Origin of the sequence: Streptomyces sp. NPDC000134, from assembly GCF_042899225.1 — a bacterium.
GTDB lineage: Bacteria > Actinomycetota > Actinomycetes > Streptomycetales > Streptomycetaceae > Streptomyces.
Genome location: NZ_JBIAZN010000025.1, coordinates 99263 through 117002, shown reverse-complemented (window position 1 = coordinate 117002; position 17740 = coordinate 99263). Strand labels below are relative to the sequence as shown.

General features: G+C 69.7%; 10 protein-coding genes and 3 pseudogenes. 7 read left to right on the top strand and 6 right to left on the bottom strand.

Annotated features, from left to right (window positions below; genetic code table 11):
• Positions 1 to 83: 83 nt before the first annotated feature.
• Positions 84 to 965: pseudogene (locus ACFY32_RS30080) on the bottom strand (IS5 family transposase).
• An 85-nt stretch (positions 966 to 1050) separates the two neighbouring features.
• Here ACFY32_RS30080 and ACFY32_RS30075 point away from each other — a divergent pair.
• From ACFY32_RS30075 to ACFY32_RS30050, 6 genes and pseudogenes are all read left to right on the top strand, one after another.
• Positions 1051 to 1343, top strand: a pseudogene (locus ACFY32_RS30075) (transposase); the annotation flags it as partial.
• A gap of 151 nt (positions 1344 to 1494) precedes the next feature.
• On the top strand, positions 1495 to 2889 hold the full coding sequence (locus tag ACFY32_RS30070; protein ID WP_390675932.1) for a protoporphyrinogen/coproporphyrinogen oxidase: 1395 nt from the start codon (positions 1495 to 1497) through the stop codon (positions 2887 to 2889).
• A 55-nt stretch (positions 2890 to 2944) separates the two neighbouring features.
• Positions 2945 to 4513, top strand: coding sequence for a prenyltransferase/squalene oxidase repeat-containing protein (locus ACFY32_RS30065; RefSeq protein ID WP_390675931.1), 1569 nt, complete (start codon positions 2945 to 2947; stop codon positions 4511 to 4513).
• Entirely contained in the window at positions 4510 to 5421 is a 912-nt protein-coding gene (locus ACFY32_RS30060; protein WP_390675930.1) for a hypothetical protein, read from the top strand. The genes ACFY32_RS30065 and ACFY32_RS30060 overlap by 4 nt, the downstream gene beginning before the upstream one ends.
• 64 nt (positions 5422 to 5485) lie before the next feature.
• Positions 5486 to 5752, top strand: a complete 267-nt coding sequence (locus tag ACFY32_RS30055) for a hypothetical protein (protein WP_390675929.1) — start codon at positions 5486 to 5488, stop codon at positions 5750 to 5752.
• 78 nt (positions 5753 to 5830) lie between these two features.
• The gene (locus tag ACFY32_RS30050) at positions 5831 to 7327 is read left to right on the top strand and encodes an ABC1 kinase family protein (RefSeq protein ID WP_390675928.1); all 1497 of its coding nucleotides are present in this window, start codon (positions 5831 to 5833) and stop codon (positions 7325 to 7327) included.
• A gap of 8 nt (positions 7328 to 7335) precedes the next feature.
• On the opposite strand, the gene ACFY32_RS30045 is transcribed toward ACFY32_RS30050, so the two are convergent.
• A complete protein-coding gene (locus ACFY32_RS30045; RefSeq protein WP_390675927.1) occupies positions 7336 to 8808 on the bottom strand; it encodes an FAD-binding oxidoreductase in 1473 nt (490 codons plus the stop codon).
• Positions 8809 to 9035: 227 nt separating this feature from the next.
• On the opposite strand from ACFY32_RS30045, the gene ACFY32_RS30040 reads away from it, so the two are divergent.
• Positions 9036 to 9827 (top strand): SDR family oxidoreductase, encoded by a 792-nt coding sequence (locus tag ACFY32_RS30040; RefSeq protein WP_390675926.1) that lies wholly within the window; start codon positions 9036 to 9038, stop codon positions 9825 to 9827.
• Between the two features lie 311 nt (positions 9828 to 10138).
• Here the strand turns inward: ACFY32_RS30040 and ACFY32_RS30035 are convergent, their stop codons facing one another.
• The 4 genes and pseudogenes from ACFY32_RS30035 to ACFY32_RS30020 all read right to left on the bottom strand — a co-directional run bounded on the left by ACFY32_RS30035 (position 10139) and on the right by ACFY32_RS30020 (position 17668).
• Positions 10139 to 10444, bottom strand: a complete 306-nt coding sequence (locus ACFY32_RS30035; protein ID WP_390675938.1) for a hypothetical protein — start codon at positions 10442 to 10444, stop codon at positions 10139 to 10141.
• A 450-nt stretch (positions 10445 to 10894) separates the two neighbouring features.
• Positions 10895 to 11076, bottom strand: a pseudogene (locus ACFY32_RS30030) (IS701 family transposase); the annotation flags it as partial.
• Positions 11077 to 11201: 125 nt separating this feature from the next.
• Positions 11202 to 17456 carry a type I polyketide synthase gene (locus ACFY32_RS30025; protein ID WP_390675925.1) on the bottom strand — a complete coding sequence of 2085 codons (6255 nt, stop codon included), beginning with the start codon at positions 17454 to 17456 and terminating at the stop codon, positions 11202 to 11204.
• Positions 17456 to 17668 (bottom strand): hypothetical protein, encoded by a 213-nt coding sequence (locus ACFY32_RS30020; protein WP_390675924.1) that lies wholly within the window; start codon positions 17666 to 17668, stop codon positions 17456 to 17458. The genes ACFY32_RS30025 and ACFY32_RS30020 overlap by 1 nt, the downstream gene beginning before the upstream one ends.
• Positions 17669 to 17740 lie beyond the last annotated feature (72 nt).

Below are 17740 nucleotides of genomic sequence, written 5' to 3'. Positions count from 1 at the left end.
CGCATCCGACAGGATCAACTCGGCCTTCGGCCGCCCAGTACGTGCCACCAGGCAACCCTACACATCTGAACAGGATTCCTGACTCAGAAGACTAGGGTCCGTCTTCGAACGGATCTTGCCCACAGCAGGAATGACGCGAGACTGACCGCTGCTTCGTAGGAGGTGGCGGTCTTGTCATATCTGGTGGCGATGCCTCGAAAGCCCTTGAGGCGGTGAAGCAGCGCTCGACCACGTCGCGTCGGCGGTAGATCTGCCGGTCGAATGCTGGTGGCCTTCCGCCGAGGCGGCCGCGGTTGTGTCGGTGGCGCCGCTGGTCGCTCTTCTTCGGGATGGTGCACGTGATACCGCGTTTGCGCAGGTGAGCACGGAAAGCCCGGGAGCTGTGGGCCTTATCGGCGATGACCCGGTCAGGTCTGGACCGGGGCCGGCCGGGGCCGTCGCGGGGGACGCGGATACGTTGCAGGAGGGGGCGTGCGCAGATGCTGTCGTGGCGTTGGCCGGGTGTCAGCAAGATCGCGAGCGGGCGTCCCTTGCCGTCGCAGGCGAGATGGATCTTGGTGGTCAGTCCTCCTCGGGATCGGCCGAGGGCGTGATCGTATGGTTCGTCCGGCCGGTGGGTCCCCTTTTTCGGCCGGTGGCGGCGGTGTGCTGGCGGGCGCGGACGATGGTGGAGTCGATCCTGGACGAGCCAGTCGATGTCGCCGGCCGCGTCCGCATGGGCCTGGATCGTCTGCAGGGCTCGGCTGAACACGCCGTCCAGGGCGTAGCGGCGGAAGCGGGTGTACACCGTCTTCCACAAGCCCGTAGCGTTCCGGCAGGACACGCCAGGAGATCCCCGTGCGGATCTTGTAGACCATCCCGTTGATGACCTGCCGGTCTTCCATACGCGATCGGCCGGTCGCGGCCCGCGGTATGAGTGGAGCGAGTAACGCCCACTCCGGATCGGTGAGTTCATGGCGACGTATCACGCCGCCATGATCCACGAACCTGATGATCTTTGAAGACGGACCCTACCGAAACATGACGCGACAGCGCCCGTAGCCCAGCGACCTGTCCGAAGCCCGCTGCGGGTGATCGGTCCCACGCTCACCGCCTGGCGAGCCGGACGCAGGGGCAAGGGCAAGGAGCTGGGCATCGGCCGCCCGCCCGAACACGACCTGCGCCGCATCATGGACACCATCCTCTACGCCGACCGCACCGGGGCCCCCTGGCGCTGCCTGCCGCACGACTTCACACCGTGGGAGACGGTCTACGGCTACTTCGCCGCCTGGCAGAAGGTAGGTGTCTTCGACCAGTTCAATGGCCTGTTGCGGCGATTGGTGACTGAATCGGGCGGGCCCGGCGCGCGTACGCGTTCAACGCGTTCACGCACCGCGGCGACGGGAGAGGTTGCCCGTCCCGCCATGGCCCACTCCAATGGCAGTCACGATGTACGAGGGGCACCGCGCCCCGGTTCGCCGCCGACGCGGATGAACTCCGAAGGGACGAGGCACTATGGGCAGTGGACCGCACGTCATGGTGATCGGTGCGGGGATCGCCGGGCTGTCCGCGGCGTTCCGCCTCCAGCAGTCCGGCTGCCGCGTCACCGTGCTGGAGGAGAGCGGTCAAGCCGGGGGGAGGATGGGGACGGTCACGCACACGGGCCGTGAACTGGACACCGGGGCGACGCTGCTCACCTTCCGCTACCAGGAGATGCTCAACCTCATCGTCGACGCCGGCCTGGCCGCCGAAGTCCTCCCGGCGTCGGATGTGCTCGGCTTCGTACGGGATGGCCGTGTCTCGCGCATGCGCGTCGGTACGGCTACCGGTCTCCTGCGCGGCATGACACGGTCCGGGGTGCCCGGAACCGACCTGCTCAAGGTCGCTGCGGATTTCCACCGGATACGCAAGCGCCTCGGCTGGGACCTGTCGGCGGCCGCGGCGGACGACTTCGAGTCGGTCGGCGACTACGCGGTGCGCCGGGGTCTCTCGCCGAGGACGCTGGAGTACCTGCTGGATCCCCTCGCGTGCAGTTTCTCCTTGGCCGGCGCCGACCAGGCCTCCATACTCACGGCCTTCCAGTTCTTCGACGTCGCCGTGAAGGGCGGGGGCTTCTTCACGTCGTCTCGCGGGGTCGCCTTCCTGCCGCAGGGGCTCGCCCGCCGGCTCTCCATCGAATACGGCGTCACCACGCACGGGGTGGAAGCCCGGCGCGGGGATGTGGACGTCTCATGGTCCGGGCACGACCGGCCGTCCCGGACCAGTACGGTCCAGGGCTGTGTGATCGCGGTGCCGCCACACCGGGCAGCCGCGCTCTACGACCAGCTGACGGCCGAGCAGTTGTCGCACATCTCGGGCATGGAGTACTCCCGCAGTGTGCACATCAACTTCTTGCTGGACCGCCGGACCAGAGAGCAGGCGCGCATCCTTTTCGTTCCTCGGGTGGAGGACCCCACGGTGATCGGCTTCTCGCAGGAGCACAACGCGTCGCCGAAGCGGTACCCCGACGGCAAGGGCGTGGTCCTGGTGAACCCCCGGCGGGAGTGGTGCGACCGGAACTGGGACCTCGACGACGAGAAACTGGCCGCGAGCTGCCTCGCCTCGGCCGAACGGCTCGGACTGCTCCCCGAACTGCGGGACCACACGGAGGCGCTGTACGTGAACCGCTTCGACCCCTGCCTCGTGGTCCGCAGACCGGGAGACATACGGGCACTGGCCCGCTTCGCCGGCTCCTTCGATCCTGCCAGCCGCGTCAGATTCGCGGGCAGTGACTACCTGGGTCATTCGTCGACCAACGGCGCCATCGCCTCCGGTGAGGCCGCGGCCGCGGGGCTGCTGGGCACCCTCGGCCTGGAGCCGCGATGGCGGACCCGGCGGTACCGGACGGTCGCCTCCCTACGGAAAGGCTAGAAGCCCAGCGACGAACGACCCGCTCTCCTGCGCCAGAGAGGGGACGCAGAAACCGATGCGCCCGAGTCAACACACGCGGGGCGGTGCGTGGAGCGCCGAAAATCTCCCCGGAGCACACGAGCACCTGCGCGCCGAGCTCGTCAGACGTCTGGAGGGACGGCTCTCGGTCGACGGCGCCCTGCGTGACCCCTGCCGCAGCAGGGTCCTGGAGACCGCGCTCGCCTTCCCTCTCCTGCGCGGCCATCCCCGGTACGGCGAGCGGGAACGGGCGGCCGAACACCATCTGCGTGAGCACCACGCGCGGGCTGCGCCACTCGAACGCGTTCTGGCCGAGGGCGCGTTGCGGAACGGCACACGACTCGGCGGCGACCTCGTCGAGGACGTCATCGCCCGGACGCCCGGCTTCACCTCCCGGCGTAAACGCGCGCTGATCGATGCCTTCGGAACCGTACTGGGCGCCCGCCCCCGGCTGCCTTGGGACGAGCAGGCGTTCGCCCTGGACGGCCTGCACAGCTGGGCGCGTGTGCAGACGACCGCGGCCAAAGTCCTCACCGCTCACGCCTCGGGACGCCCGGACCGCATCACCGACGAGGACGTACGGGTACTGCTGGAGACGCGGCGCGGGCGTGACGTGTGGGAGGGGAACATCCTCATCTTCCTCTGCGTGCTCCACGCACTGGCCAGGCTTCCCCGCACCGGCGCCGTCGTGGAGGACGGGCTGCGCACGCTGGTACGGCACCAGCGTGACGACGGCGGGTTCCCGTTCGTGACCGACACGGACAACTGGAGCACCGCCACGGCCGGCGTCGCCCTGGCCGCAGCCCGCGCGCCCCGCGCCACGCTGTCCAGGATCGAGACGTACCTGCTTCGGCGGCAGCAGCCCGCGGGCGGCTGGTCCTACACGGACCGTGCGCACCAGACTGACGTGGACGACACGTCGGTAGCCGTCCAGTTCCTCCACTGCACCGGCCCCGCGCGCAACCGCGAGGCCATCGCCCAGGGGTTGCGCTCCATCGAGGCCGTCGCCCGGCCGGACGGCGGGTTCCCCACCTACGTCGTCCAGGCGCCTTCCGAAGCGAGCATGACCGCGGCCGCCCTGGACGCCCTGAGCACGGACTGGGACCGGCACGGACGGCTGATGGACGACGGGCTGAGGTACCTGGCGTCGCAGCAGAACGCCGACGGCACCTTCCCTCCCGACTGGAGCAGCAGCCGCTTGCACACGGTCTTCCGGGTCGTCCTGACCGCCGGCAGGTACCCCTCGGACGCGCCGGCGCACGTACGGCACATGCTGCGCAGGTGCATGAGGGCGGTCCTCACCGAGCAGAACGAGGACGGCGGCTTCGGTCAGCGCGTGGGCGACCCCAGCGACGTCATCAGCACGGCCTACGGGCTGATCGCCCTGTGCCGTCACCCCAATCCCCGTCCGGCCGCCGCCGCTATCAAGTACCTGCTGGCGGCCCGGGACAACGACGGAGGACTCTCCTCCCCGCCCGACTCCATCGGCCCCAGGCCGTTCCTCTTCACCGTGCCGGTACTCGCCGAGATCTTCACCCTCCTGGCTCTGGGACACGTGGCGCACCGCGTCGCGCCGGCGCCCGGGGACAGGGAGCGCACGCCGTGAACCGAAGCCCGGTGCCACTCGCGCCCGACCTGCCGTTCCCCGCGCGGATCAATCCGCACACGAGTGACCTCGCGGGCCCCCTGCTGCGCTGGGCGACGGACCTGGCGGCGCTGCCCGGCTCCGCGGTGGCGGACTGGCGGGCGGCGCGCTTCGACGTCCTCGTCGGGCGCATGTACCCCCTGGCGGACAGTGACCTCCTCCCCGTGATCGGCCGAGGCGTGCTGTGGCTGTTCCTGTATGACGACCATCTCGATCCCGGCCGGCCCGGCGCGGATCCGGTCCGCGCCGAAGTCACCACCCGGCTCGCCACCCGTGTCGTCGACGAGCCCTGGACGCCGTCTCCTCCGGACCCTCTGCTGCGGGCGCTGTGGGAGGTGTGCCAGCAGTTGCGGGAACGCGGGGATGCCGCCTGGTGGCGGCGGTGTGCCGGGGACCTGACCGACTTCCTGGACAGCATGCGCCACGAGGTGTCCGCCAGGGCGGCGCACCGCCCTCCCGCTCTCAGTGCCTACCTGGACGCGCGCCGGCGCACCTCGGGCTGGATGGTTCTCACCGACCTGGCCGAACTGTGCACCGGCCAACTGCCCGCGGGGATTCACCACTCGAATCTGTTCGAGCGGCTGCGGGCGTCCTCCGCGGACGTGGCCTGCGCCGTGAACGACCTGCTCTCCCTGGAGAAGGAGGCGGCGGCGGGAGAACTGCACAACCAGGTGCTCATCCGTCAGCGACTGCATCGCTGTGACCGTCCGACCGCCCGGCGGCTGACGCTGCGGTGGGCGCGTGCCCGGCTCGGCGACTACACCCGGGACCGGGAGCGGTTCCGGGACACCTCGTACACCGACGGCCTGGAAAGCCTCATGCGCGGAAGCCTCGACTGGAGCAGGGAGACCGCACGTTACTCCGGCTGACCGTCCGGTGTGCCGGAGTACCTCAACCCCGCGGCCCGGGGCCGCCCGAGAGATCGGAACGACAGTGAGCAGGAAGAACATCCTGGACAAGATGATCGACCGTGCTGACGACATCAACCGGGACATGCGGAAGGCCACCCGGCGTGCCGTCAAGAGCAGGAAGAAGAGGGGGAACAGGGACAAGGCGGCCCGGAAACTGGCCCGGCGCAACAGCGAGGACATCCGGGCCCTCGCCACCCAGGTGGCGCTCTTGTCCGCGAACGTCTCCGCGCTGACCGAGCGGGACGCCGGGACCGGCTCAGCACCGGCTTCCGGCGGAGGCAAAGGATAGCGGGCGCCCGCGGCCCCCTGCCCGTCTCCGGGGGCCCGGAGCCGGCCGCCCCCGGCTCACGACGATGGAGGAGCGCGGATGCCCGAGCGACGGGCGAGTCACACGGCCAGGGCATTCGGCCGCCTGATGGCCGAGGAGGTCCACGACGCCGTTCCGTGGGCCGCCGCACGCCGGGAGCCGTCCGGCCCCTCACGCGAGCGCAGGGCGCGGCGGCTGCGCGGCACGCTGGAGGAACTCGGTCCGCTGTACATCAAGGTGGGGCAGATCCTCGCCACCCGGCCCGACTTCGTACCGCAGTACGTCATGGACGAACTCGCGCAGCTCAACGACCGCGTCACGGTCTCCCCGTTCTCTTGGTTCGTTCCCGCGCTCCAGGAGGAGCTGGGCGCCGACTGGGAGCACAGGTTCAGTGACTTCCGCACCGGCGAGCCACTCGGCACGGCGTCGCTCGCCCAGGTCTACCGGGCCACGCTCGCCGACGGCAGCCCCTGCGTGGTCAAGATCCAGCGTCCGGGGGCCACCGGCACCGTGCTCGGCGACATGAAGGTGATGCGGCACGCGGCGCGGGTGCTGCGCACCGCCCTGCCCGAGTTCAGCCACGTCGTCGACGTCGGGGCCATGCTGGAGGTGCTGTTCAAGGCGATGGAGGACGAGCTCGACTTCACGCGCGAGGCCCGGAACCAGAAGGACGCCCGCAAACTGGCCCGGCGCTACAAGCGGCTGCGGGTGCCCAAGGTCATCACCGCCACCCCCCGGGTGCTGGTGATGAGACTGGCGGACGGTGAGTCCGTCAGCCGGCTCAAGGAGGGCGTCCCGTCGGCGAGCGCCAGGAAGAAGATCGCCCGTGACTTCATGTCCTACATGTTCCGCGGCTACTTCGTCGACCGCTTCTTCCACGCCGACCCGCACCCCGGCAATCTGCTGCTGAGCGCGGACGGCAAGGGCCACCTCATCGACTGGGGGATGGTGGGCCGGGTGGACACCAGTACCAGCGCCGCCCTGCTCGGTGTGTTCCTGGCCCTGGTGCGCAACGACGGGCCGGGGCTGGCCCGGCAGTGGATGAGTCTGGGCAGTGCGACCCCGGGCAGCGACGTGTCCGGCTTCATCGGTGACATCACCCGCGAGGTGCCGCACTGGAGTGACGCCTCCCTGGAGGAGCTCAACTTCGGTGTCGCGCTCACCTCGGTCCTGCGGTACTCCACGCGACGCGGCGTCCGGACCACGCCCATGGTGTCCGTCGTCGGCAAGTCGCTCGCCAACGCCGAGGGATCGGTGCGCGGCTTCCACCCGAAGCTGAAGTTCTCCGAACTCCTGCGCACGGTACTGCCCGACGTGATGGGCGACCTGGTGCGGGAGCGCTGCACCCTGGAGCAGGGCAGCGAGTACGTCCTGTATCTGATGGGCCTGGCCCAGCACGCTCCCGGAGAGTTGCAGCGGCTCCGCACAGATCTGGCGGAGCGCCAGCTGACCGTGCACACCCGCTCGCAGGCCGCCGACTCCGCCAGGAGGTCGGCGGCAGCAGCCGCTCTCGCGGGCCGTCTCGCCCGGCGCGTCCTCCCCCTGCCCGAGAGCTGAGACCTCCGCTACCCGTCGTGCAGCGGGACGATGTTCCAGTTGGAGCGGAACAGGTTGGCCGGGTCGTAGCGCGCCTTCACCCGGCCGAGGGCCCGATGGTTCGCTTCTCCGCCCAGGGCTTCTACGACCCGATCCGCCTCGTCGGGGTTCAGCATGTTGACGTAGGCGTTCGTCTCGGTGGTCGCCGCCACCGCGTCGGCCACCCGGCGCAGTTGCCCGATATTTCCCGCGTCCTGTGCCGCCTCGGACCAGTGGGTGTCCAGGACCATCCACAAGGGCGACCGTCGGTTGCCGAAGGCGGATGCTCCTTCGGGAACGTCACCGATGGCGCCGCCGGTGTGGATGAGGGCCGTCTCCCCGTCCATCCTCATGTGCGCCCAGAAACGCAGCAGCGCGTCGACGGCCTCGTCGGTGAGGTCACCGAGATGCAATTCCTTGGTGTAACAGCGCCGGCCGACCCGGAACTCGTCGTCCAGCATTTTCTGGACTCCCTCGGCGAAGGGCAGCACCTCGGTCGTGGTGACACACGGGTGTCCCGTACTGTTCAGCCGCTCGATCTCCCGTTTCCCCTCCGGCGATTCGTCGTCGCCCAGCCACATGGCGATCAGCATCATCATCCGCTCACCCACCAGTTCGGGCGGCACGAATGGATACGGCGGCATACGGCGCTTCAAGGACACGTTCCAGCCGACCGTGGCCGAAACCTCCGGAAGGCGCCGGGCGTACTCGCGCAAGGCGGCCCCGGCATCACGCGGCCGGTACAGGGCCGCGCCCACGCGGATGTTCGGGCCGAACGGATGGGCGCGTAATCCGAAACGCGTGACCACACCGTAATTGCCGCCACCGCCCCGCAGCGCCCAGAACAGGTCCGGGTGACTCGTCGAGGACGCCCGCACCACTGTGCCGTCGGCCAGCACGACATCCAGATAGCGGAAGTTGTCGCAGGTCAGCCCGAACCTTCGGGAGAGCCAGCCGAATCCGCCCCCCAGCGCGAGGCCGCCCAGCCCCGTCGTGGACACGGTGCCGGAGGGAATGACGAGCCCATGCGGGGCGGTGGCCCGGTCCAGATCCGCCAGCAGGCAACCGCCGTCCGCCTCCACGGCTCGCCGCGCCGGGTCAACCCCGACCTCGCGCATGCCTCCGAGGTCGATGGTCAGTCCGCCGTCGCACAGGGCGGAACCCGACACGGAGTGGCCGCCGCCGCGAACGGAGAAGTCCACACGGTGCCGCCGGGCGGCGTCGACCGCCGCGACGACATCCGCCGTGGACGCGCAGTATGCGATGAGGCCGGGGCGTTTGTCGACCATGGCGTTCCACACGGCCCGGCGTTCCTCGTAGGCCGGCTCGCCGGGCTGTATGAGCTTTCCCCGCAATCGCGGGCTGAGTTCTTCGATGAGCACGGCTCGCATTGCTTCGTCCACCGCACGAAGCCGAGCAGGCGGCTGATCGCCATTCGGGCCGGACATGCTCTTGTCGCTCATGTCACCCTCCTCCGTCGGCCCATTGTTTCACTCACGGCAGATGACGGAAACGCCCGTCTCACCCGGGTCCGTGAACGAGTTGAACTCCCGCCGCGTTCTCGGCCCGCCGGCCACTGGCGGACGCCGCGAGGGTGCGCGACACTCCTGGACGAGTCCATCCGCCGCCTTACCCCGACACCGGAACTCCGGAACCCCGGATTCTCGGACCACCGGACAGGAGCACACCAATGGATCTGCGACTGGCGGGAAAGACCGCTGTGGTTACCGGGGGCAGCAAAGGTGTGGGCCTGGCGACCACGCGCTTGCTGCGTTCTGAAGGGGTCGAAGTGGTGACGGGTTCCCGTACGATCACTGCGGATCTGGCGGAACTCGACGTGACACCGGTCTCCGTGGACCTCTCCACCCCGGACGGCCCCGGCCGGCTGATCGAGACCGCCGTCGAAATCCTGGGTGGCATCGACTTCCTGGTCAACAACGTCGGAGTCGGCGATGCCCAGGACATGGTGCCGGGCGCCACACGGATGCTGACGGACCTTCCCGACTCGGCGTGGGACCACGCCTTCGCTCTGCATTTCTACAGCGCCCTCCGTGCCATCCGGGCGGCGCTTCCCAACCTGGTGGAGCGCAAAGGCGTGGTGGTGAACGTTTCGTCGTCCTCCGCCCGCATGGTCAGCGGCGGCCCCTACGACTACAGCGTGGCCAAGGCGGCCCTGAGTGCGCTGACCAAGGTGGTCGCCGAGCAGTACGGTCCCTTGGGCGTACGAGCCGTCACCGTCTCCCCCGGCCCCGTGGAGACCGGGGTGTTCACCGATCCCGACGGCTTCGTCGGCAGCCTGGCCAAGGCCAAGGACATGGAGCACCGGGCGTTCTCGGAGCAGCTCATGGAGCAGATCGGCTCCTCCACCCAGCGCATCACCGCTCCGGAAGAGGTCGCGAGGCTCATCGTCTTCCTGCTGTCACCCAGCAACATCCACGGTGCCGAGTACCTGATCGACGGGGGTGCCATCAAGCATCTCTGAACAGCCGTCGCTTCGGCGGGGTGGTGCGTGCTCGGAACGGCTTTGCCCCCTGATCTCGGACTCAGGAGACACTGGGTCCTGAGGATTTGAGAACGCACATCTCGTGGTCATGAAGCACTACCCGTCGCAGTTCAAGGCGGATGCGGTCGGACTGTACCGGTCGCGGCCCCAGGCGACGATCCGGCTGGTCGCTGCCGGTCTGGGCATCAGCCCAGAGATCCTGCGGAACCGGGGCCGGGCGGCCGGTGCGAGCCGACCGCGCGGACGGCGTGCGAAGACACCCGCCGGCCGTCCTGGCCAGCACCGATTCCTCAGCCAATGTCCGCGGCTACCAACGCCTGCTGGACTTCGCCCGCCAGCAGGTTTCCGGCCGCCGCTGCTGGGCCCTGGAAGGCATCGGCAGCTAAGGCGCCGGCCTCGCGGTCTTCCTGGACCAGGCCGGTGAGCAGGTCGTCGAGGTCTGCCGCCCGAAACGAGCGGCCAACCGCGGCGGCCGCAAGTCCGACATGCTCGACGCCATCCGGGCTGCCGAGGAGGCCCTGGCCACCGAGCATCCAATCCAGCCCCGCCTCGGTGGCGAACGCGAAGCGCTGCGGGTGCTGCTTTCCACCCGTCACGGCGCAGTCCTCGCTTCCACCGCCGCGAATCACTGGCTCCAAACGCGACCTGGGCTGGGACGGCTGCAGGGTCCATCTCACCGAGACGTGCGGCCCCGACTCCCGCACTTGATCACGCATGTGGTCACCACCGCCGCCGCGGTCAATGACGACCGCATGGCTGCGGTGGTCCATGCCGGTCTCGCCCAGCGGGAGTTGCTGCCCGCGGAACATTGGGTCGACACCGGCTATGCCAACAGCCCCGCCATGGTCGCCGCCCACCGCGATCACGGCGTGGAACTGCATGGCCCGCTGCAGGCGGTCAACAGCGTCCAGGCCACGCGTGATGACGGCGCCTACGGGCAGGATGCCTTCACCATCGACTGGGACAACCAGAGCGTCACCTGCCCGAACGGCCGTGCCAGCAAATCGTGGGCCGTGCACAGCTCCCAGCGGCGCATGCCGGTGATCGAACAGGTCGTGGACGGGATGGTCGACCGCCCAGCGGGTGACCACGGTGTCGTGCCGGGTGGTGGCCATGACATGGAAGACGTCCGCCCCTCCAACGCGGAGCGCCACCCCTTGGAGAAGCCGTAGGCGGCGTCCGCGGTCACCCACCGGAACGGGATCTTGTCTGCGACGGCGCGGCGGCTTTCAAGCCCTGGACCGAGACGGGCATCGAGAATGCTCGTAACGCGAGGCATCCGACATGCGCCACCTGGACCGCGCAAAGCAGAAAGGTCGTCCAGCCAGCAGACCGGGTCGCCGGCCCCGGGCGTTAACCGTCGGCCGGCGCCTGCGCCCCCGTGACCTCGTCCGCCCCGCCGGACTTTCTGGGTGGGTTCAGGAGCTTGTCGATGTGCCGAGCCATGGCCTCCGGGGTGGGGTGATCGAAGGCGGCTGTTGCGGCAAGCCGAATGCCAAGGGCGTTGTTGAGGCGGGTGCGGAACTCGGTCGACGCTAGCGAGTCGAATCCAGCGTTTCGGAATGGCTGGTCGGCTGGGATGTCCTCGGGGCTTGCGTGACCCAGGATCGCGGCCGCATGGCCGCAGACGAGGGTGGTGAGCGCCGTGAGCCGTTCGCCAATGGGCAGAGAGCACAGCGCGGCCAGGTCGGCCTGTTGTGGGCCGCTGGCACCGTGGGCTGCGGTCGCTGGCCGGCGCCGACCGGCCTGACGTGGCAGGTCGGCATACAGGTCTGGCAGGCTCGGATCATCAGTCAGTGGGACCAGCGCGGTGACTGCTACGTGTGGTTGGTCGAGTTCTATCGCGGTGTCGAAAGCGCCCAGAGCCTGCCGGGTCCCCATCGGCGCCATGCCCAGCCTGGCCCACCGGGCGAGCTCGGTGCTGCCGACCTTGACGGTCAGCTCGCTGGCCTGCTGCCACATGCCCCAGGAGATGGAGACAGCGGGCAGCCCGAGCTGACGTCGATGGTGGGCCAGCGCGTCGAGGAAGGAGTTGGCGGCGGCATAATTTGCCTGGCCGGGTGCTCCTACTATTCCTGCCATGCTGGAATAGAGTACGAACGCCCGCAGGTCCAGCGTGCGGGTCACGTCGTGCAGGTTCAGCGCGGCATCGACCTTGGCCCGCAGCACGGTATCCAGCCGTTCCGGGGTCAGGTCGTCGACCAGCGCGTCGTCTAGCACCCCGGCAGCATGGATGACGGCGGTCAGCCGATGCGCGGCTGGTACGCAGGCGAGCAGCCTGGCGAGGGCGGCGCGGTCGGCGGTGTCACAGGCCGCAACCGTCACCGTGGCCCCCAGGTCTTGCAGCTCTCGCTTGAGCTCTGGGGCACCGGCAGCCTGCTCGCCACGGCGGCTGACCAGCAGCAGCCGACGTGCCTGATGCGCGATGATCAGGTGCCGCGCCAGCAGGCCGCCGAGGACGCCCGTACCGCCGGTGATGAGCACGGTGCCGTCCGGATCGAGTTCCGCGGCCTGTGCGAGGACCACCTTGCCCGTGGTCAGCCCGTGGCTGAGGCGCCGGAACGCCTGGCGGGCATGACGGATGCTCCACAACTGCGTCGGCAGGGGGGTGATGGATCCCGCCTCGAACAGTGCCAGAAGCTCGCCGTAGGCTGATCTGAGTACCTCGGGTGGCAGCCGGTCAAGGCGGAAGTACTGGTAGTTGACATCGGGATACTGGATCTTGACCCGCGCGGGATCGCGCGCGCCTAGCATGCCCATTTCCACGTAGCAGCCGCCGGGACGGAGCAGCCGAAGCGACGCGTCAACGAATTCCCCGGTCAGGCTGCCCAGGATGAGATCGAACCCGGTACCACCGGTCGCCTCCCGCAGTTCCTGCTCGAAGGCAAGGCTCCGTGAGCTGGCGATATGCTCTCGCGGGACACCCATCGCGACCACGAGCGGCTGCTTGGCCGGGCTGGCGGTCGCGTAGATGTCAGCGCCACGGGCTCGGGCGAGCTGGACGGCGGCCATGCCCACTCCGCCGGCCGCGGCGTGGATGAGGACCTTCTGCCCCGCTTCCAGGGCCGCCAGCTCATGGAATGAGTGATGGGCGGTGACGAAAGCCGCGAAGAAGCCCGCGGCCTGCGGTAGCGTCCAGCGCGGGTGGACCGGGTAAACCCAGCGGCAGTCGGCGTCCACCATCGGGCCGAAGCCGCCAGGCACGAAGGCGAGCACCCGATCTCCGCGCTGAATGCCCATGACACCTTCGCCTGTCTCGACTACCGTCCCCGCCGATTCGAAGCCGATCGGGGCGTCCACCTGACCGAGGCAGACCAGGGTGTCGCGGAAGTTGACGCCGGACGCGTGCACACGGATGCGCACGTGCCCGGGTGCCACCGGCTCGCGCAGTTGCGGTACGCGAACCGCTGCCACGTCTTCGATGGTGTGCGAGGGCGGCGCTGCGAGGTGCCAGGGGATATCGTCCGCCGACAGGTCAAGGATCTGGCCGCCATGTCCTTTAGCGAGGCGGGGTGCCAGCATCCGTTCGCCGCGCAGCGCGAGCCGCGGCCGCCCGGTGGCGACCGCCGCTGCTAGGACGGCGGGATCAGGGGTGCCGTCGAGATCGATGTGCTGTATCCGGCCGGGGTGCTCCTGTTGTGCAGCGCGGAGCATCCCGGCGACGGCCGCACCTGGCAGGTCCTCGATCGGCTCTCCGAAGGTGGTGCTGTGCACGCGCCTGGTCAGGACTACCAGCCTGGAGTCCTGCAGCCGCGGATCGGCCAGGAAAGCCTGTACTTCGGCGAGTACGCGGCACAGTCGGCCGCGTACTCGGTTGGCCGTTTCTGCTGGCGGCAGCGGATCAGGGAACCCGGAACCACCGTCGCGGTCGTCCAGTATCACCACGGCCGGCACTGGGGCGGTCGCGGACGCCACCGCGGACACGGTGGGGCAGCGTGCGCCGTCGGACAAGTCAGTCCGGGTGCTGACGATGGCCCAGGAGGGCATGTCGGCCGGCCTGTCCAGTGCCGGAACGCGCCGCCACGTGGGCCGGAAGGTGACGTTGTCGGCCGCAGTGACCACGGCCCGCAGCGCCCGCGCGGTCGTCGGCCGGACCCGCAGGCCGTCGATGGCGCAAACCAGTTTCCCGTCCGGCCCGCTTACGCGCACCTGGAACAGGGCCGGGTCCGTGAGGGTCAATGTGCTGCGCAACGTGTTGGCGCCTAGGCCGGTATACGTGAGCTTGCCGATCGTGTACGGCAGGAGCGTCCCCGCGTGGTCGGTCGGGTGGGCTGGACCGGTGAACATGATTCCATGCAGCGCGGCGTCCAACAGCGCGGGATGGATCGCGAAGCCACTCGCGCCGCCCGCGCCGTCGGGCTGCCCAGGGCTGAGCCGAGCCTCGGTATACCAGGTACGGCCGGCTGCCCAGGCGGCCGTCAGGTTGCGGAAGCAAGGACCGTATTCGTGACCGCGGCGCTTGAGGCTTTCATAGCAGCCGGTTACGTCAGCGGACTCGGCCCCGGCGGCCGGCCACGGCCCGGCCGATGCGGGCGCGCCGCTGTCGTCGTCGGCGTGGTCCCCACGGGGAGAGGCGAACGCCTCCGCGTTCAAGGCCCATGGCGCGACGGAATCGCGGGTCCGGGAGTACAGCCGGTGGGAGCGGCGTCCCGCGTCATCGGAGCTGTGAACCTGGATGTCCACGCCGTCGCCGAGAAGCGGGATCGGGGCATGCAGCACGATGTCCTTCAGGCACCGGGCCGGGAATGCGGCGTGCATGAGCAGGTCGAGCATGCCGGTGGCCGGCAGGAGCGGCACCCCGTGCACCGCGTGGTCGGCCAGCCATGGCGCCGCGGCAAGCGATACCTGGCCGGTGTGCACGGTTGTGCCATCGGGCAGGTCAGTGACCGCCGCTAGCCACGGATGCCCGGTCGCGCGCAGGCCAGCCGCGGCCAGGCCCGCGGTGCGGGCCTTCGGCGGCAGCCAATAGCGTCGGCGCTGGAACCGGCTGACGGGTAGGCCAGTGGGGGCGCCATCCGGATAGAGCGCCCGCCAGTCGGGTTCCACGCCGCGTGTCCAGGCGGCGGCCAGCGCCGCGGTGAAGTCGGCGATGCCACCCTCGCCGCGGCGCAGCGTCCGCCCGCCGAACGCATCGATGCCTGCGTCGGCGGCGATATCACGGATCGCACCGACCAGCACCGGGTGTGGTGAGACCTCGATGAAGTGCCGGCATCCCCGCTCTAACGCGCGGGTGATCGCCTGCTGGAAGAGCACCGGCCGCCGCAGCCCCTCGTACCAGTAGCAGTCGTCCAGCTTCTCCTGGCCGACCGGCTCGCCGGTGACCGAGGAAATCATGGGCAGTGCGGGCGGACATGGGCGCAGCCCGCTCAGGTCGCCGAGCACCGCCTCACGGACCGCGTCCATGTGTCGGCAATGTGAGGCGTAATCGACGTCGAGTCGTTTCGCCCACGTGCCCTGCGCCTCGCAGCGTGCGAGCAGGTCTGTCAGCGCGTCGGCGTCCCCGCTGACCACCGTGGCGGCAGGCCCGTTGACGGCGGCCACCTCTAGCCGGCCGCTCCATCTGCGCAGCAACTCGCCCGCACGGTCGGCGGGCAGCGCCAGCGACGCCATCGCTCCGGTGCCGGCGACCCTGCGCACAGCCCGGCTGCGCACAGCCACCACTCGTGCCGCCTCCTCCAGAGTGAGTATCCCGGCGAAGTATGCTGCGGCGATCTCGCCCTGGCTGTGCCCGATCACCGCAGCAGGGCGAATGCCGTGTGCGCGCCACAGCTCAGCCAGTGACACGTACATCGCGAAAAGCGCCGGCTGCACCTCCTCCGCGCGGTCCAGCGATCCACCACCGCGTACCGCGACGGTGACATCGCAACCGGTCCAGGGCCGCAGCGCCTCGGCACACCGGACCATTGCCCCTGCGAATACCGCGGATTCATCCATGAGGCGGGCGGCCATCCCCGGCCAGTGCGCGCCCTGACCGGGAAAGACGAACGCCACCCCCGCGCCGTCGCGTGCCCTCCCCCGTGCTCCGGCGGCTTCCGGCACGCTCCCGTCGGCGGCGAGGACATCCAGACCGGCTATCAGCGTCCCCATGTCATTCCCCAAGACGACAGCCCGCTCGGGCAGGGCGCTGCGGGTGACGGCCAGTGACCAGCCAGCATCCCCCAGGGCAGCGGCCGTGTCGCTGGACTCACGTGCCCAGCGGGCCAGCGCCGACGCCTGTGCCTGCAACCCGGCCGCCGAGCCCGCGGACAGCGGCCACGCCATCTGGCCGGGGGTCCGGGTTCGGGACCGATGGCGAGCGGGGCGCTGCGGTGCCTCCTCAACCACCACATGCGCGTTGGTGCCGCCGATGCCGTATGCGAGCACTCCGGCCCGGCGTACCCGGCCACCGCGCGGCCAGTCCTGCGGCTGCTGCAGCAGCCGCATCGTGCCCCGGGACCAGTCGACCGCGGGAGTCGGATTGGCGGCGTGCAGCGTCGCAGGCATCAACTCGCGCTCTATGGCCATGACCGCCTTGATCACGCCGGCCATGCCAGCGGCCTGCTGGGCGTGACCGATGTTCGTCTTCGCCGACCCCACCCATACCGGGTTGCCCGAGGTGTGATGCGCCCCGTATGTGGCCTGGATGGACGCTGCCTCGATCGGGTCGCCGACCCGGGTGCCGGTACCGTGGGCCTCGACTAGGTCCACATCGTCCGGTCGCAGCCGGGCATCCGCTAGCGCCGCGGCGATGACGGCCTCCTGCGCGGGACCACTGGGCACCGCGAGCGCCGTGCTGGCCCCGTCGTGGTTCACCGCGGTGCCGCGGACGAGGGCGAGCACCGGCCAGGCTGCCGCTGTTGCTCTCGACAATGGTGCCAGGACGAGGGTACCGATGCCTTCACCGGGGGCGAAGCCGTCGGCCTCCGCGGCGAACGCCTTGCACCGGCCGTCCGCGGTGAGCGCCCCGGTGTGATCGAGCGCGATCAGCCCGGCCGGGGATGTCACTACGCACACGCCAGACGCGATCGCCAGGTCACACTCGCCCGCGCGCAGGCCTCGTACCGCCAGGTGTAGCGCCACCAGCGATGACGAGCACGCGGTGTCCACCGACATCGTCGGGCCGTGCAGGCCGAGCACGTATGACAGCCGTCCGGCCGCCGCGGAGATGACGCTGCCAGTCGCCTCGTATCCGAGCAGGTCGGGGGTGACCTCGCCCACGTCCGTGTAACGTGTGTCGCTCACGCCGACGTAAACGCCGGTGCGGGAACCGCGCAGCGATGACGCGGCGATCTGCGCTCGCTCTAGCGCGAGCCAGGCGCTTTCCAGCAGCAGCCGGTGCTGCGGGTCCATGGCCGTGGCCTCACGCGGGCCGATACCGAAGAATCCGGCGTCAAAGCCCGCGACATCGTCAAGGAAGGCGCCCTTGAAGGCGCCGGCGTTCATCACCGGCGGCGCAGACTGCAGCCCACGGAACATGGCCAGGTCCCAGCCCCGGTCGGACGGCGGGCTCGTGGAGGAATGACGGCCAAGCGCCAGCATCTCCCAATACTGCTCAGGAGAATCCGCTCCGCCTGGAAATCTACAGTCCATGCCGACGATCGCGATCTGTTCATTCTCGCCCCGGTCCACTACATCCCCTTTCGCAGTTCGCGCGGTAGCCCTTTTGCCCGATGCATATTCACGGTTACCCAACGGGTGCGCAGGCGCTCCGCGATGTGGGCACGCAGCACGTCCAGGCTGAGGACTGTGCCGATGAGGCGGCCAATACACGCTGCCGAATCCTGGTACATCTTGGCGTTCACCGGAGAGGGCCGGTCAATCACTTTCACCATGTGCACCATCCATCCTTTCGGCGGGCTAGCACGGCTCCGGAATCGCACCCGCCCGGATGGCGTTCGGGAGGAGGGCGTCGC

What these genes read in the sequence shown, in the direction of transcription:
- ACFY32_RS30070 (WP_390675932.1), top strand. Translation starts at nt 1,495, where the DNA reads ATGGGCAGTGGACCGCACGTCATGGTGATCGGTGCGGGGATCGCCGGG.
- ACFY32_RS30065 (WP_390675931.1), top strand. Translation starts at nt 2,945, where the DNA reads ATGCGCCCGAGTCAACACACGCGGGGCGGTGCGTGGAGCGCCGAAAAT.
- ACFY32_RS30050 (WP_390675928.1), top strand. Translation starts at nt 5,831, where the DNA reads ATGCCCGAGCGACGGGCGAGTCACACGGCCAGGGCATTCGGCCGCCTG.
- ACFY32_RS30045 (WP_390675927.1), bottom strand. Translation starts at nt 8,808, where the DNA reads ATGAGCGACAAGAGCATGTCCGGCCCGAATGGCGATCAGCCGCCTGCT.
- ACFY32_RS30040 (WP_390675926.1), top strand. Translation starts at nt 9,036, where the DNA reads ATGGATCTGCGACTGGCGGGAAAGACCGCTGTGGTTACCGGGGGCAGC.
- ACFY32_RS30020 (WP_390675924.1), bottom strand. Translation starts at nt 17,668, where the DNA reads ATGGTGCACATGGTGAAAGTGATTGACCGGCCCTCTCCGGTGAACGCC.